We start from the raw sequence: 16,897 nt of genomic DNA, 5'->3' as shown, positions 1-16,897 counted from the left end.
CGAACGGATCGCACTGCGCCGATGCCGGCGCTTCCTGCAGCGAAGCAAGCGGTCGGCATGGAAAACGTTCCCCGTAAACGTCTTCCCCGCCAGACGATGATAACCCCACGAACGTACAGCGTGCGTTCACAAATAATGTGGTTCTCATCACATTTTTCAGATGTGCACCTGACGTAGATGAGGCGTTAACACGCATCTGGCAACCAAGGATGGACGTAACGGCCTGTGCTGTGGGCTGTTGACCACTCGAAGCAGCGTTGGGTCAGGCCCTTCGTGCGTCCGCTGGCGGCGCACCTGCCCCGACTGGATTTCCTGGTCGAGATCGAGTGCGATTCCGAACTGAGCAAAAATCGCACATGACTTCCAGGTCGCTTGGCCGATGCTTTCCTGACTGAGCCGGAACTGGCCGATGACAAACTAATGCGTCAGTTCGAGAGTGCCTCGGACGAAGGCGAAGGCCGTGTGGCGGGGAGTCTACGAGCACGTGCTGCGCCTCGCGCATCGCGATCGTGACACCCGCTCGTCGTGGAGCCGGCCTACCCATGCGTTCGTCGTGGCGATTCGACGGCTGGCGGCGCTGGCCGCGACCTCGGTCAACAGCGAGGTCACGCAATAGGTCCTGAGCGCGTTTTGACATCCGAGTGCCGCGCTCGCCGACGAGCCTGAAGGAGAGATGCCGTTACGGCATCAGCGGACCTCCACCCTACCCCGATAACGTCCTCTAATCTTGCGAGCACAGCCACGCCGACGTTAGAGTCTTCCAGCCCCCGATGCACTGCCCGCCTGAGCGTGGTTCACAGGCTGGGACAATCGTGTTCATGCTCGGAAGTTCGCTCGTGGCTACGGGCATGAGCATGCTCGTGCTCCTGTGAGTGCCCCAACAGCCCTCAGGAAAACGTTAACAATTAAAAAAGGCCCTTGGCAAACGCGCCAAGAGCCTTTGTTTACATCTACGCAAAGGTATCCTCTAGAACGGTTGTGTGTATCAACAGTGTAAACAAGCATGGAAAAGCATTGACAGGCAACGGCTTGGCCTTTACCGGGATCCAACAAGTGTAAACAACCTTGCGTACCAACCAAAGTTGTTTACATTTTTTGTTGGGCTGCTAGCCACTTGGTAGTGCTCCTACAAGCATACGTTTCCCGCCAACGACCTATCTCGCCCGCTTCAGCATTCTTGCCGTGCCTGGATACGAGGCATCACGACCCTTTCAGCCACCCGCGGAAGGCGCGTTCGCGAGGGCCATCCAGCCAAACCAGGAGGTAGCACGGCAATAGACACGCGGACTCGCCAGAGCGCCGCCGACCACGCCAGCGTCAGCCGAAGTGGCAGCACCACTTCCGTTTGGGGCGGACTCCCCCAACCATCTGATTTTATTTCTCTCATGGAGATATAGCAAATTACGAGTTTATTCATCTCATGTCGCTCGGATAGCAACTGCTCAACATCACGACCAGCAGCAAGATTGGCTCCTACGTCCAGATGAGTTAGGTGGCGCATTTATCGTCCAGGAGGCGACTGCCGATTTCTTAAACCTTGTATTTGCTAATAGAGTCCAGCATCAGCAGCCCGCATCTCTGTCGTTGCGCTTGATTTCCCTAGTTCAAATGAGCGGCAACATGCCTCCGTACGTTCTTTTCCTCACTGAAGTAATTCGTGCAGAGCAATGTCAGGTGGATTCAACAAAGTCTTCTTCTGACCGACATAGTAGAGCTCGAAGACCCCTTTCTCATCATCGATAACACGCGCACGGTCAAGTACCGCAAAAAATCCGAAGATCGCTGAGTGCGCTGCATCGTGGATGACTGCGCGCACCAATTCGGCCTCTGCATCAGACAAGCTGTTGAACCATTCGGAGCGCGCCGCCACATCAGGAGCAACCTTGCGTCCGGGCGGATGCTTGAGAAGGGAAATCGTGTCATCTACGGCAGACTCAAGCACGTACGTCTCAATTGCTGATACGAAATCGTCAGCTTTCACGACCTACCTCATATTCAGATTTTATAAACCTCCTTCACTGCAATTTCGCCACTAACCTTATTGGCACCCGAGATAAACCAACGGCCACAAAATCCTTAGTCCGAGATTATACATCTAAATTATTCAATCCCCAGTGGATCCTGACTTGATTAAGACACAATTCGTTGGCTCCACCAGAGTATCCTGGATCGCTTGATTGAACTGGATCATCCTCCCATTGACATACTGGACAAATCTCATATTGCCCGGGCTCTTCAATCGTTAGATTTCCGCAGCATGGACACGGCATCAAGGAAAGGCCGATCTCAATTGCGTTCATTGCTCAACCTCTTCGCCCGACGCATAACGCCAAGGTCCCGACGTCTGGCCGTCATAGCGCTCTTCAATTCCCTCGAGCCATTTCTCTAGATCGTTGAGAAACCGAGCATGATCAAAGTCCTTGAACTTACGTTTGTTCAACTGTTCTGACAGCTGCTGAAGAAGCTCACAGGAAACGTAGTGCATTTTCTCCTTCATCGAAAGCGGGACGATGGTTGGCAGATCCAACATGACGTCGGTATAAAACTCCGCGCTTTTAGAAAAAAACCGAACTCTTCGTTTAAATTTTATGGACGGATCGCGGCACATGAAAAGTAGAGACACTGTGGCCACCTCACTGCCGTAAGATCGATGGGTAAAATCATCAGCATTGCGCGCGTAGTGACTTTTGATCCTATCAATCCGCGCCTCCCAGTCGTAGTCGGCCGTAAAATCTAGCTTCATCTCAACCTACCTTCTAACCTTATTTCCTGGCGGGAGTTGGCCATTCTGAAAATGGAAGTTATCGATCTTCATTTGCTCAAGCATTAGCGCCTGGGACCTAGTCCCGTCAAACTCCTTCACCATATCGACACCACCGGTTCCAATGCCTTGCAGATATTGCTTAGGATACCTTTTATTTGGATTCTGAGTCGTACCAAATTTCCACACTTCACCTTCGGATAGCCAGACTTGCGAAGTTGGGCTCTTACTTCCCCTGGTCATAACAGGATACCAGCCATCTGCTTTTGCTCGAAGCGCATATTGATAGACCTTCTTTGAGCCCGAGCCGTAACCGCCCCCTGGTGCGAAAAGGCCCACACCGAATCCAACAGCAGCGATCACCTTGGCTTCGGTGGTTTCGCAGGGATCGAGCAGCGTTCTCCCTGTGTCATATGCGTCGTACAGGGAAATTGCGACTTCAATTCCGCCCCAAATCAGTGGAACCAATACAAACCAAGCAATATGCCCCGAAGGATCGTTGTAGCTGATCGGGTTGCCCAGTGCGTAGGCGTAGAAGTTCGCATCGCCGGAGGCGAAGCCGTAGGAGTCCTCGCTGATGAAGCGGCCCATTTCCGGGCTGTAGTAGCGCGCCCGATAGTAGTAGAGCCCGCTTTCGTCCTCCTCTCTGCCGGTATAGCGATACGGGTTGGTGGAGCCACTTGGTGCGTTCTGCAATTGCCCGTAGGGGGTGTAGTCGTAGCGCTCGAGAAGATCGCCGGACGCGTTGGTCAGCCCGCGCGTGCTGCCCAGATGGTCGGTCAGGTAGTAGGTTCGACCGCCCGCGCCGTTGCGAGCAAAACGTTGATCGACGCCGAGTCCGGTCAGGATCGGATTGGCGTTGTTGCCGACCGCTTCCTGCACCGCGTTCTGCCCGTCGTACAGGTACTGGGTGGCAACGCCTCCTTCGGTCCGTGCGACTCGCCGGCCGAGCGGGTCATAGCCGAATGCAGCGATGGTGCTGGTCCCTTCACGGATCTCCACCAACTGGTTGCGGACGTTCCAGACATAGCTGCGCACCCCATCGCCGATGAGGTTGCCGTTGTCGTCGTAGGTCAGCGTGCGACCGTTGTGCGTCAGCTGACGATTGGCGTCGTCGAAGCTGCTTGTGCTCGTTGTTGCCGCGGGCAAGACCTGGCTGGCAAAGCTGCCGCTCTGGCTGACGACCTGTCCGTTGCGGTCATAGTCGAAGCTCAAGGTACCGATCGCCGGCTTGCTGGGCTTCTGCCAGGCCAGGCTGGTCAGCTGGTTGCCTTCATCGTAGCCGTGTACGGCCTCGACGCCATTGGGCAGCGTCAAGGTCCCCAGACGGTCGACATCGTCGTAGTCGAACTGGACCCTCTCCATCCCTTGGTCCAGCTGCCGCAGGCGGTCGCCATCGTCATAGGTATAGATGACTTGGGCCTGCGCACCTGCACGCATTTCCTTGCGACGGCCGACACCGTCGTAGGCGTACCCGACGGTTCCCTGCGGGCCGGATTCGGCAATGACCGCATCGAAGTCGTCGTAGTCCCAGCTCAGTGTGCCTACCGCGCCAGTGTCCGTAAGCGCACGCAGGCGATTGCCGGCGTCATATGTATAGGTGGCCTTGGTGCCATCCTGGAAGGTGGTGGTCTTCGGTCGTCCCAACACGTCGTATGTGTTGACGACAGCGCGCTGCAGCCTGTCGATGTGGCTGGTGACGCGATCAGCCAGGTCGTACGTCCACTGCTCGCCCTTTCCAGTCGCATCGGTACGGGTCAAAGGACGGTCGCGGCTATCGTAGGTGTAGGTGATCCCATTGCCGTTGGGCAGCAACACAGCGGCGACATTGCCGTTGGCATCGAAGCCGTACTCCAATGCCATGCCATGCGCATCGACCAGCTTCTTGACCCGCCCCATCACGTCGTACTCGCGGCGGACGACGTTGCCCTGCGGGTCTTCTGTTGCGACCACGCGTCCCAGGGAATCGATGCGATAGTTGGTGCGACGCCCCAGGGTATCGGTAACCCCGACCAAGTCGAATCCGTCGTAGTGGAGCTGTAGTGTCCGTTGCAGTGGATCGGTGGCGCTGATCATCTGGCCAGCGGCGTTGCAGCGATAGAGCGCGGTGCGATTGAGCGTATCGGTCACCGAACTCAGGCAGCGGTTCTGGTAGCCCAGCCGCGTGACCCTGTTCAGCGGGTCGGTGATGGACGTCAGGTCGCCATCGGCGTTGTACGTCATGCTGAGGGTCCGGGCCTTCGCTGTGCCCGCCATCGCTATGATCTGTGTGGTCTGGCCGTCCGCGTTGTAGCTGTACTCGGTCTTTCGTCCCAGCGGGTCGGTGCTGCGAATCAGCTGGCCGTTGCTGTTGCGCTCGTAGGTGAAGGTCTGCGCTTCCGCAGTCCCATACGCCAGTGTCTCCGAGACCGGGTAAGGGGTGCCATCGGCGAATACAATCCTGCGCTTGCTGCCATCAACCTCGGTAACCAGCGTGCCGGTCACCCCGTTGTCGACGTGGGCGTAGTCGATGCTGATCTCGCCGCCATCGGCCTGGGTCTGCTTGATCACCCGCCCGGTCGAAACGCCATTGACCGTCTCGAAGCGGTTGAGCAGCAGGCGATGCCCGCGCTGATTCGTGATCGACTCGATGCGGTGCTGAGCCATGGCTCCGTTCTGAACACGCGTCTGGAACGTGTACTGGCGGAACGTCGCATCCGGATACGTTGCCTTCGAGAGCAGGCCGTTGCTGTCGTAGCTGTACGACCACTCGCGGCCAGTATGGTCGCGCAGTGTCTTGATGCGATTGCTGCCGTCGTAGGCGATGGCGACGGAGCGGCCGCTGGGCGAGATGATCTCCGATATCAGGCCTGCGTTGTAGAGCAGCGACGTGCGGTTGCCGTGACGATCCTCGATCCAGCGCACGCGGATGTCGTTCCAACTGGAGAACTGCATCCGGGAACCGTCACGCAGGGTGAGCAGGAACGCTCGCCCCCAGGGCTGGGTCGGATCCGAGTCGTAGACGGTCTTGATCAACGCGCCGGCGAAGCGGGTATTGGAGCCGGCCTGCCGCCACTCGCCCTGGTTGCCGGTGCCGGAAATCCTGTCGAACCGCAACGATGAGCCATTGGGCTGCACCAGTTCCAGGACGTCGTAGTTGGCGGTACTGGGGCGATTGAGGGTGTAGCCCCAATTCCACGACATGCCAATGCCGAAGACGCCGCGCTTGAGATCGTTGGGCCGATAATTGCGCCCCACGGTAATGGGCACGATATCGTCGATGGAGAGGTCGGTCTCGGCGTGGGTGAACTCGCCGGTCTTCAGGTCGACCGGATCGCCGGCGACGGCAGCATCGCCGCTGCAGCCGCATTGCCCGGAGTTGTCCGCGGCCAGGTTGGGCTCGCTTGCGCCATTTCCCCCAGGAACGCTGTACATGCCGCCCATGGTTTCGTGCAGGGCGACGCCCTGTTCCGGCACGAAATGGCGTCCGTCCTTGGAAACCGTGCCGCGCCCGTACACCCGCCAGCCATCGGTTGGATCGTAAATCCAGAAGTCGGCTTCGGTTCCCTTCCTGTAATTGTCGTAGTTCGGGTAGTAGACACGGATGCCATTGCGCGCGTCGGGATCCAGCCCGCGCACCTGAGATGCACCGGGCTCGACCGTGAACGCCATGGGATGGTTTTCCATCACCGGGAATGGCGCCCTGTTGACCGGCGTCGGCACGATCGCGATCTCGTTGACCAGTCGCCCCTTGCGGTCATGAATGACCGTGCCTTTGGGTATGTGCAGCTCCAGCCCCGGGATGTCCGGATGGCCGATGACCAGGTCCTGCTTCAGCGGGGAGGCGATGCGCACCTTGTCCCGAGCGCTGATCTTGGGCAGGTGCATCAGGTACGGCAATTCGTTGAGGCGACCGGGCTTGATGTCCACGCCGACCACGAACTGCCCATACTGGTCAGCGCCGACATTGGCGGTGCTGCCGTCGACGTACAGCTCCTGATGGCCCTGGGGCAAGTCGAACAGGGCGAACCAGCCGTCGGCATTGGTTCGGGTCGTGATGCTGCCGATGCTGACCTCGACATTGGCGACCGGCATCTGGTCCACGCGGACCACGCGGCCGCGCAGCGCGGTCAGTTTGTAGCGCGCGGCCATGATGGCCGAGTATCCGGCCAACTCGACGCGCTTCTCATCGCTGTAGATGCGCCACCGACTATCGGTGTTGTCACGGCCGGGGTACCAGATGCCATTGTCGACAAAGCCGTGCGCGCGACAGGGCTGAGCGGCGCTTCCCGTCTGATCGCAGCCACTCCGATGACGCGCATCCCCGGTGGTGACTCGCTCACTCTCCGGCTCTGTTGCAGTATCTGCGGTCTCGGTGGCGCTTCCAGCGGCGTCAAGGGCGGCGGTGCTGAAGTCGATCGCCACCAGCGGCTGTGGCTTTCCTTCCCGGGTACGCACACCGTCAACCATGAGGGTGTAGTGGGAGGCGGGGAACAGCGACCGTTTCGGCGAGACGAACAGCAGCCGGCCGCCTTCGGCCGGCATGACCTCGATGGGGGTAGTGCCGCCGGGGCCGATCAAGGTGACCGACGACGTGGAAAAATCGGCCACGTTGACGGGTTGCGCGAAGCGTACCGACAAACGCTGGGACGGCAGCACGTCCTTGGCTCCCTGGGCCGGGATCGAGCCAGCCAGTCCGGCTGGAAGATGGTCTTGCTGCGACAGTGCATTGGAGAATCGCCCGCCGTTCTGGCTGTAGACCAGATCTGTTTCCTGACGTGTTCCGTGGCGATCGACGCCACCGGCAATGCGCACCTGCCCGTCACTCTGCAGCAGCGCCGTATGACCACGGCGCGCGATGCTGGTCTCGTCGGCAAGCGCCAACGCGCGGTTCCTGCGTTCATCCCAAAGCTCGGCAGGCATGCCTGCCGACGCGGTGTCGCCGCCGGCGAACAGTACACTACCGTCCGTCAGCACCGTTGCGGTGTGGCCTGCACGCGGAGACAGCGTCAGGTCGTTGGCAACTGAAAGCGCGTCCAGCGTAGGGTCATACCAGAGCCCATCGCGTCGCAAGGTACCGTGACCGTCGGTACCGCCCCAGATCAACACACGACCACTCGGCAGTAGCGTCAAGCTGGGGTTGATGCGAACTTCCGGCAGATCCAGCGCTTTGTCCGACGGAGTTGCACCCGCACCCTCTTTTCGAAGCTGCGTGCCGGCGGCGTTCAGTTGCAGCCAGCGACCATCCTTCAGCTGCACGCGTTGCGCTAGTGCCGCCAACGGCTGCATAACGTCGCCCAGGGCGCTTTCCGCCGCGCTGGCCTGAGCAGCGGGCAGCAAACCCACTTCCAGATGCCACAGCGAGCCGACCATCGACAGCGCTCCCAGCAGCATCCCCACCACGAAGACCTTGGAGCGCATGCGGCTGACTGCCTGTACCTTGTAGATTCCATTCTTCATAGTCGTTGATCTCTTCGCTGACGGCGCTTAGGGCGAGGTCGAGACGGAAACATTGGCACTGGCTGACCGGCCAAGATCCGGGTCGACCAGAATCCAGTACGTTCCCGTCTCTGGCAATGTCACGTTTAAGTTGCCTGCAGTGGTTGGGCCGGCGGTGCTTATCGCGTAACCACGACGCCTGTCACTAGGCTTGAACACGCTGTAGACGACACGGCCACCAGCAGGCTGTGTGACTTGCGCGGCGACCTGCAGGGTGACTTTCTCGCCTTGGGTGCCGGTAAAGGTCAGCAGACCATCCTGACCACGGCGCGAAAGCGGCAGGGGCGCCACGACACCGCGCTGGAGGGCGACCCCAGCATTGGAGGACAACGTTGCAGTGAACTGCATGGTTTGTCCGGTCGTGGTGGGTTGCACCAAGATGCTGTAATCGCCAGCAACCGTGTTATAGAAATCGATGTCGCAGCCGCCGTCACTGACATAGCAGTAAGACGTGTCGGCGATGCCGGTACCAGTGGGCGAATAGGCGTACACCCGTACATAGCTGCCTTCACTCAGGCTTAGGCCACTGATGGCAAAGCCCAGGTGAGCACCGGCTGTCGCCGGGAAGCGGAAGTGTGCCGATTGACCCGCTTGGGTCGAGGCAAACTGAGTTGGCGATCCATCCTGCACAAGCGGATTCGCATTCCCGGTGGACAACGTCACCCGTGCGTTGGTGGTTGCGCCATTGTCGGGGTCCGCCCACAGCCAGTAGGTCCCCGACTCTGTAAGGATCAGATTGGTCGATCCCCCTGTTATGGGCGTGATGACATCGAGTTCGTAGGAGCGTCGCCGCTCACTAGGCTTGTAGACGCGGTAACGGACCATCTTCCCTGCAGGAACAGTAGATTGGCCGGCGACAAGAAGCGCCACCGACTCTCCCGCGTTGCCAGCAAAGGTCATGACCGCATCTTTTCCACGACGATCCAATTGCAGGTTCAACGGTGTGTCGCGTGCCAGTGCAGGGCCAGCGCTGCTGCTCAACCCCGCTTTGAACTGCATGGTCTGACCGGGTTCCGCGGCGGACACGATGATGCTGTATGTCCCGGCTACAGGATTGTAGATATCGATGTCGCAGCCGCCATCGGCCACATAGCAATAGGATGTATCGGCGATGCCGTTGCCATTTGGAGCATACGCATCTATGCGCACATAGTTGTTCGTACTTACGGTCAGATCGCTGACAGCGAATCCGAGGTGTTGGCCCGCTGTCGCGTTGAAGCGGAAGTGGGCTGATTGCCCTGGGTGTGTGGATGCGAACTGGACCACTGCACCATCGCGCTCCATGCCGCTGACCGTACCTGTGGACAGCGTTACGTGCGAGCGGCTGGTGGCGCCTTTGATCGGATCTGCCAAGATCCAATAGGTCCCCGTCTCCGGCAGTACCATGTTCACCGATCCGCCGGTCTGGGCGTTGAAGGAGTGAATGTAGTAGCTAGGCCGACGATCGCTTGGCTTGAAGACCCGATAGGTCACCTGGCGATCTCCAGGTACGGTCGTCTGGCCAGCGACCAGGAAAGCGAGATTCTCGCCCTGGGTTCCGTTGAACGTCATCAGACCATCCTGGCCGCGGCGCGTCAGATCAAGCACTGCCGGAACATCGCGCTCCAGGGTGACACCCGCGCTGGACGAGAGCGTTGCATTGAACTGCATCGCTTGATCGCCGTGTTCGGGCACGACCATGACGCTGTAGGTGCCCGTGACGGGGTTGTAGATGTCGATGTCGCAGCCACCGTCGGCGACGTAGCAATACGAGTCGTCCTGAATGTTGTTGCCGTTCGGCGCATAGGCGTAGATGCGCACCAGCGTTCCACTGCTCACGACCAGGTCGCTCAGACCGAAACCGAGGTGCTGGCCGGCTGTTGCATTGAAGCGGAAGTACGCGGTCTGGCCGGGCAAGATGGTCTCCACTCCCGCCGCGCCGCCGTTCTGGACCAGCCCGCTGGTGGTTCCCGTGGAGAGCGTGATCTGGGCACTTGCGGTGGCACCGTTGTCTGGATCTGCCCATATCCAATAGGTTCCGGTCTCAGGCAGCGACATGTTCAGCGCCCCGCCATTGAGAGGAGTGATGTCGGCAAACTGGTAGCTCGGCCGGCGCTCGCTCGGTTTGTAGATCCGATAGCGCACTGTGTTGCCAGCAGGAGCGCTCGCTTGGCCCGCAATCTGCAAGCCAACGGTTTCGCCCTGGCTGCCATTGAAGGTCAGCATTCCATCCTGGCCCCGCCGAGACAGCTGCAGCATTGTCGGGGTGTCAGCGGCTAGCGCGACAGGAGCGCTACTGGACAGCGTGGCGGTGAACTGCATGCGCTGTCCGGCGACCGATGGCACGACCACCACGCTATAGCTGCCGGCGACGGGATTGTAGATATCCACATCACAGCCGCCGCGCTCCACATAGCAGTACGAATCATCCTCGATACTGTTGCCGTTGGGCCCATAGGCGTAGATGCGCACATACGTTCCATCGGAGACGCCCAGGTCGCTGACCGCAAAGCCCATGTGCTGCCCGGCGATTGCGTTAAAGCTATAGTGCGCCGTCTGCGCTGGCTGGTCAGCGATGAATGCCGCCGACGCACCATCCAGCACCAATCCGCTGGTGCTGCCTGTGGACAGAGTGATCCTCGCCGCTGCGGCTGCGCCAAACTGAGGATCGGCGTACACCCAGTACTCGCCATTCTCCGGTAAACGAATGTTGAGGGCACCACCGGTCTCCGGCGCAATGCTGGCGATGTGATAGCTGCTGCGGCGTTCGCTGGGCTTGTAGACCCGGTAGGCCACCGTCCTGCCCGCAGGCAGGCTCGACTGGCCGGCAATCTGCAGCGCCACCGTTTCGCCGGCGACCCCACTGAAGGTCATCAGCGCGTCCTGGCCACGCCGGTCCAAGCTTAGATTGAAGGGGACATCGCGGGATAGCGTCGAGCGCAACGCGGATGACAGGGTTGCCCTGAACTTCATCGTTTGCGTGCTGCTCACCGGCCGCATCACGATGCTGTAGGTGCCGCTGACCGGGTTGTAGAGCTGGACGTCGCAGCCGCCGTTGCTCACGTAGCAGTACGTTTCGTTTCCAACGCTGGCGCCGCTCGGCGTATAGGCGTAGATACGCACGTACGTGCCACTGTTCACGCTCAAGTGACTGATGCCGAACCCGAGATGTTTGCCGGCTACCGCGTTGATGGCGAAGGACACGTCCTTGCCTGCGGCGCTCTCGTACTCGCCGATGCTGCCATCCAGTTCCATTTGACCTAGCACGCCTGCTTCCAGAGTCAGCGTCGCAGCCGCGGTCGCACCGTTCTCGGGGTCGACGAAGATCTGATAGGTTCCGGCAACGCTGGTGTCGATCAGCAGCGTCTTGTCGCCTGCGGCGTAGCCAGAGGTGACGGTCACACCATCTGGGCGGAGTGCGCGGAAGTACACGCCGGCACCAGACGGTTGCGTGGTCTGGGCGGTAATCTTGAGCGCGATGACTTCATTTGCCGCGGCGGTGAATGCCAGGCGCGCGTTTTGTCCATGGCGCGGCAAGCTCAGGGAAGTCGGAGTTGCTCGGACCATGTTCACCGCGAGGTCACGGGAGACCGTGGCGTCGAACTGCATGGTCTGCGCCGGATCCAGCGGCACCACCTCCACGCCATGCACGCCGTCCTCCAGCGAGGACAGGTTGAGATCGCAGCCGGCATTCGCTGCATGGCAAGTGGTGTTGGCCAGCAACGTGCCGTTGGGCCGGTATACGTTCACAGCCGCGCCACTGCCGTTGGCAATCGTCAGATTGCTGATGCCCAGGCCGAGGGAGTCGCCGGACGACGCAGTGATCTGGAAGTACGCCGCCTCACCCGCGCGTGCCGCCACATGTGTCGACGTGGCGCCGCCGATGACAGGGCTTCCCTCGCTGCCGCGCAGCAGCACCTCCGTGGCAAGTGTTTCACCGTATCCGGCGTCGACGAAGACGTCATAGGTGCCGGTGACAGGGAGTGCCAGGTTCAGCACCAGTCCGCTTGAGGCTGCGACAGACTTCCAGAGCGTTCCGTCTGGGCGGTTGACGCGGTAATAGACGCTGCGGCCGGCAGGTAGGGTGGCTTGTCCTGCAATCAGCAGGCCGAGCACTTCGCCTGCGGCTCCAGTGAAGCTCAGCCTAGCGTTCTGGCCTGCGCGCGGAAGGGAAAGGGCTAGTGGCGTACCGCGCGCCAGGGTGCGTTGCGCATCGGTTGACAGAGCCGCCTGGAACGCAAGAAGGCGGGTTCCAGAGGCTGCGGGCGTGACGAGAACCGCGTGTCTACCCGTATTCAATGCGGAAAGATTGAGACTGCATCCATTGTTCGCTTGCGCGCACTGCTGGAATCCTGCTTGGCCTCCGTCTGGCCCTTGCACGGTCACCGTAGCCGAACCCCATGCGGGAGGCCCTGTTTTTTCCGCAAGTCCCAAGCCAAGTGGCATACCTTTGCGTGCATCGAAGACCAGCCTGCGACTCTGCCCTGCGATGCTTGTGCTTACATCCTGAACGGTGCCGTCGATTTCCAGAACGGCGGACCGCTCGAGTTGCAACTTCCACGTCAGCGGGCCTGCCTTGGGGGTCAACACCAGCAGATGAGTCCCGGCTGACTTCAGCGCGGGCATATGGAAGCTCGGCGCGTTGGCTGAGACCGTCCCCGTGGCGAGGCGTTTGTTCCCGATGCCATACAGGGCATAGTTCAGCTCGCTGGTCAGCTCGGAGAACTGCGCACTGATGTAGTCACCGCCTTGCGCCTCGAACAGGATCGCTACGCTTTTCCCCGCAGAGTCCGTCGAAAGATCGTTGAGCTGCCCGTCGACGGCCAAGCGTTTCGCCGTACCAATAATGGCCACGTCATCAATTCCCGCAGGCACGACAAGCACGTCGTCTGCGCTGATAGCGCTGCCGTAGGGTGTAGTGACCCTAATCCGGCCACTACTCGCACCACCAGGAACTTCGGCCTGCAGTGTTGAGTTACTGGCCTGGCTAAGGAGAAGCGGCGCAAGGCCAAGGCGAGCGCTGGTCTGCCCAGCAAGCGGCAGCAGCGACTGTCCGCTGATGGTGAGGGCAGCCCCGACCGAGGTGATATGCGGGCTGACGGCGGTAATGAGGGGCGCGCGGGGTTGGGCTTCGACAACGAACGGGACATCGCTGCTGGCGGATTGATTGCCTACGGTGACAGTCAGCACTCCAGTTGTGGCGGCTGCTGGAACGATGGTGGTCAAGCTGCCTGTGCTAGCGGTGACCACTTCGGCAACCACGCCATTGAAGCGAACGACGTTCTGCGCCGGCGTTGCGCTGAAGCCCAGCCCTCTCAGCGTGACCCTGTCACCGGCGCCGCCCTGGCGCGGCGCGAAATCGAAGATGGCGAGCGCACCCGATGGCAGGCGCTGGACGCGGGTAATGTTCCCCAGGGCATCATAGTGATAGCGCGCTGTATCGCCCGCTTCATTGGTGACCGCGATCAGCCGCCCGTTGGCGTCATAGACATAGGCAGCAGCCAATGCCGATTCGCTCCCCACGAGCAGGGCGATGAACCCAGCAATGCGCAACCCGATGCGACGCGCAATGCTGAAATCAATGATGGAAATGCCGAGAAGCGCATAGAGCCAACCGGCACGTCGTACGACGCGGTGTTGCGGAACGTCCATATCCTTTGGCCCCATCTGCTTTTGCGCACTGTTGAGCATCAGCACGTAGGCCAGATTGCCTGGCCCAGCATGCCTTCCGTTGGCAGTTCTTTAGCTTCAATATTTTTTGCATAATGCGATCTTGTGTGTCAAGCAATGACATCAACAGCGATGGAGCGCGTGGCGGAAAATGAAGTTCAGATTATTTTTTGCTACCGCAGTCACAATTTTTTCCGCAACTGGATTGGCCGGATGCGAGCGAGCCGCACGGCTTCCAGGCGCGCAGGGTGACGCGGCCACGGTTGCACTAGGGCGCGAACTTTTCTTTGATCGAAGCTTGAGTGCTGATGGTGCGGTCAGCTGTGCGGACTGCCACGTCCCCGCCAAATCATTCACCGACGGCCGCGAGGTCTCGGTAGGCGTGCACGGCCGGGTAAGCACGCGAAACGCGCCTGATCTGGCCGATGCCACTGTCTACTCAACGCTGTTCTGGGATGGCCGGGAGCGCCATCTCAAGGTAGTAGCGCTGCAGGCGTTCACCAATTCGCAGGAGATGGGGCTGGCGGACGTGCGTATGCTGTTGGCGCGGATCAACGCGCAGCCACGCTATGCCAAATATGCTGATGGAAATCAGCTAGACCAATCGGCCGTCGCAGAAGGTCTGACGCAGTACCTGCGCGCCCTGCCACGTCAGCCGACGCGTTACGACAGAAGCATTGGAGAGCCGTCACTGCTAGACGCAGATGAGCGTGCTGGTCTCGCACTCTTCACTGGCAAGGCGGCCTGTACGGAGTGTCACCTACTTGCTGGCAGCCCAGCTACCTTTACCGATCAGAAGTTCCATCATGCCGGCGTCGGTTTTGAGCAGATTGCTGGCGATGTCGCTGCACTACTAGGCCGGTTGGAACAGGCCAGGCGCATCAATCAGCCGCTGGGTACCCTGGTGCTCTCCGAGCGGGAGATCGCCGAATTGGGTCGCTTCGTGGTGACGCGCAGGCCGGCCGACCTGGGCGCGTTCCGCACCCCCAGCTTGCGCAATGTCGCGCTTACCGCGCCATACATGCACGATGGAAGTGTGGCCACGCTGGAGAAGGCGGTAGAGCGTGAAATCTACTACCGCAGCCTTGGGCGCGGCCGGGCCGTGAACCTGACGGTGACCGAACAGAGGCAGCTGACAGCGTTCCTGCGCGCGATTTCTACGGAGGATCAACCTGCAGGCGCTGACGCAGAGATGTCGATGTCACGCGTCCCCAACAAAGAGCTGCCTAGACTTACTTCAAGCAAGTAACGTCCTGGTTCCCATTCCCGACGGCCCTTGGGGGTCAGAGTCAATGTAGCTCGCTTGTCGGCGACGGCACCGGACCCAGTGGAAGCTACTTGGCCAGTTGCCAAGTTGATGAATCGCGCTTTGATCGGATCGGCATCTGCCGGCGAAGCGGAATTCAACGCGACCTCAATGGTCAGCGCGTCCAGCACAGTGATCGGCTGCGTAAGAACTCCATCCCGCGCCTTGTTGCTGCCAACTGTCAGCGACTGCAGCGAGATGGAAGCAACTCCCGGCTGTAAGTGCGGCTTGTCGACGTGATCGCAGGCAACTGCTGCAACCAGTACGAGAAACATTGCGGGGAGAGTCCGTGTCTTCATCAAGAGCTATGCCTTTCCATGACTGAGCTGGCTTAAGTATGGCACTGCACGCGGTGGTGTGCGAGGGCGCGGAACTATGCAAGGACATGCTCATCGCCGCCCGGTTTTCATCCCGGCGCCCCCTCGCCCTTCGTCGCCTCTCGGTGTCGGTAGGTGTCGGCTACGAAGTCGATGAGCGCGACCGCCGATGCGACCGCTAGCCGGGCGTGGCGCGACTATGCTCCAGAACCATCTTCACCGAAAGTTCCCGGCTGGTCCCCATGCGACGGAAGGTGACGGGCAGTGGCTGAAGGCTACCGATGCGCCTCCTCTGCCGCCGTCCTTACTAGGGAAAGCCACGCCCGCTCCCAAGACCTGCAAAAATCGCATCAGTCCAAGCCGGTTATGCAGTCGTTGCGTCTTGGTCGGGCGTCTGCATCCCCTGCCTGGCAACCAAGAATGGCATCCACAGTTGCTAGGGGAACGGTATCCTGTAGTGCCGGCAAGCCACCGCCACCAGTACCCAAGGGCCATGATGTACGGACGAGAGCGCATCCATCCGGACGATCGCCCCTGACTCCATCTTGCGCTGCTCCCCTGCAATCACGCCGATGTCGGCAGGGAACTTGATGGGCGCCTCCGTAGTGCCGCTCTCATACTGCGCGGCTTGTCGGTACAGCAACGCCTCGGTGTGGTCGTCCGCGTACCAGACCTGCAGGCACATACCCTTGAAGGCACGATCCTGGGCCACCTGCAGTGACTGATAGACCTGATCGTGACCGAAACGTTAACAATTAAAAAAGGCCCTTGGCAAACGCGCCAAGAGCCTTTGTTTACATCTATGCAAAGGTATTCTCAGAACGGGATATCGTCGTCCGCGAAATCGTCCATCGGCGCGGACTGCTGCGGCGCCGGCTGCTGGCGGCGCGGCGCGTAGTCCTGGCCACCGCCGCCCTGCCCGCCGCCGCCCTGGTTCGGGCGTTCCTGGCGCGGTGCGGCCGCACGCTGCGGGCGATCGCCGCCCATGCCGGCACCACCACCGCCGCCGCCTTCGCGACCGCCCAGCATCTGCATCTCGTCGGCGACGATGTCGGTGGAATACTTCTCCACGCCGTCCTGGCCGGTGTACTTGTCGTAGCGGATCGAGCCTTCGACGTAGACCGAGCTGCCCTTGCGCAGGTACTCGCCGGCGATCTCGCCGAGCTTGCCGAAGAACACCACGCGGTGCCATTCGGTGCGCTCCTGCTGGTTGCCGTCCTTGTCCTTGCGCACGCTGGTGGTGGCCAGGCTGATGCGGGTGATCGCCATGCCGGCCTGGGTGTACTTGGTGTCGGGGTCGTTGCCGAGGTTGCCGACGAGGATGACTTTATTGATGCCGCGGGCCATGGAATTCTTCCGTTCTGGGTGGTGAACCCGCTCGGGCGC

General features: G+C 60.4%; 7 protein-coding genes. 1 reads left to right on the top strand and 6 read right to left on the bottom strand.

The window, feature by feature from the left end:
- Window positions 1-1,642 precede the first annotated feature (1,642 nt).
- The 4 genes from HEP75_RS07130 to HEP75_RS07110 all read right to left on the bottom strand — a co-directional run bounded on the left by HEP75_RS07130 (window position 1,643) and on the right by HEP75_RS07110 (window position 13,909).
- The gene (locus HEP75_RS07130; RefSeq protein WP_185815783.1) at window positions 1,643-1,981 is read right to left on the bottom strand and encodes a hypothetical protein; all 339 of its coding nucleotides are present in this window, start codon (window positions 1,979-1,981) and stop codon (window positions 1,643-1,645) included.
- A 315-nt stretch (window positions 1,982-2,296) separates the two neighbouring features.
- Window positions 2,297-2,743 (bottom strand): hypothetical protein, encoded by a 447-nt coding sequence (locus tag HEP75_RS07120; RefSeq protein WP_185815782.1) that lies wholly within the window; start codon window positions 2,741-2,743, stop codon window positions 2,297-2,299.
- A 6-nt stretch (window positions 2,744-2,749) separates the two neighbouring features.
- Window positions 2,750-8,200, bottom strand: a complete 5,451-nt coding sequence (locus tag HEP75_RS07115; RefSeq protein WP_185825938.1) for an RHS repeat-associated core domain-containing protein — start codon at window positions 8,198-8,200, stop codon at window positions 2,750-2,752.
- Between the two features lie 27 nt (window positions 8,201-8,227).
- Window positions 8,228-13,909: an IPT/TIG domain-containing protein gene (locus HEP75_RS07110; protein WP_255424087.1), complete on the bottom strand. Its 5,682-nt coding sequence runs from the start codon at window positions 13,907-13,909 to the stop codon at window positions 8,228-8,230.
- A 130-nt stretch (window positions 13,910-14,039) separates the two neighbouring features.
- On the opposite strand from HEP75_RS07110, the gene HEP75_RS07105 reads away from it, so the two are divergent.
- Window positions 14,040-15,137 (top strand): cytochrome c peroxidase, encoded by a 1,098-nt coding sequence (locus HEP75_RS07105; protein ID WP_185825936.1) that lies wholly within the window; start codon window positions 14,040-14,042, stop codon window positions 15,135-15,137.
- 810 nt (window positions 15,138-15,947) lie between these two features.
- Here the strand turns inward: HEP75_RS07105 and HEP75_RS07100 are convergent.
- Window positions 15,948-16,223 (bottom strand): hypothetical protein, encoded by a 276-nt coding sequence (locus HEP75_RS07100; protein WP_185825935.1) that lies wholly within the window; start codon window positions 16,221-16,223, stop codon window positions 15,948-15,950.
- A gap of 104 nt (window positions 16,224-16,327) precedes the next feature.
- A complete protein-coding gene (locus tag HEP75_RS07095; RefSeq protein WP_185815777.1) occupies window positions 16,328-16,858 on the bottom strand; it encodes a single-stranded DNA-binding protein in 531 nt (176 codons plus the stop codon).
- Window positions 16,859-16,897 lie beyond the last annotated feature (39 nt).

Source organism: Xanthomonas sp. SI (assembly GCF_014236855.1).
Taxonomy (GTDB): Bacteria; Pseudomonadota; Gammaproteobacteria; order Xanthomonadales; family Xanthomonadaceae; genus Xanthomonas_A.
The sequence above is the reverse complement of the archived record's forward strand: the minus strand, read 5'-3'. Positions and strand labels throughout refer to the sequence as shown.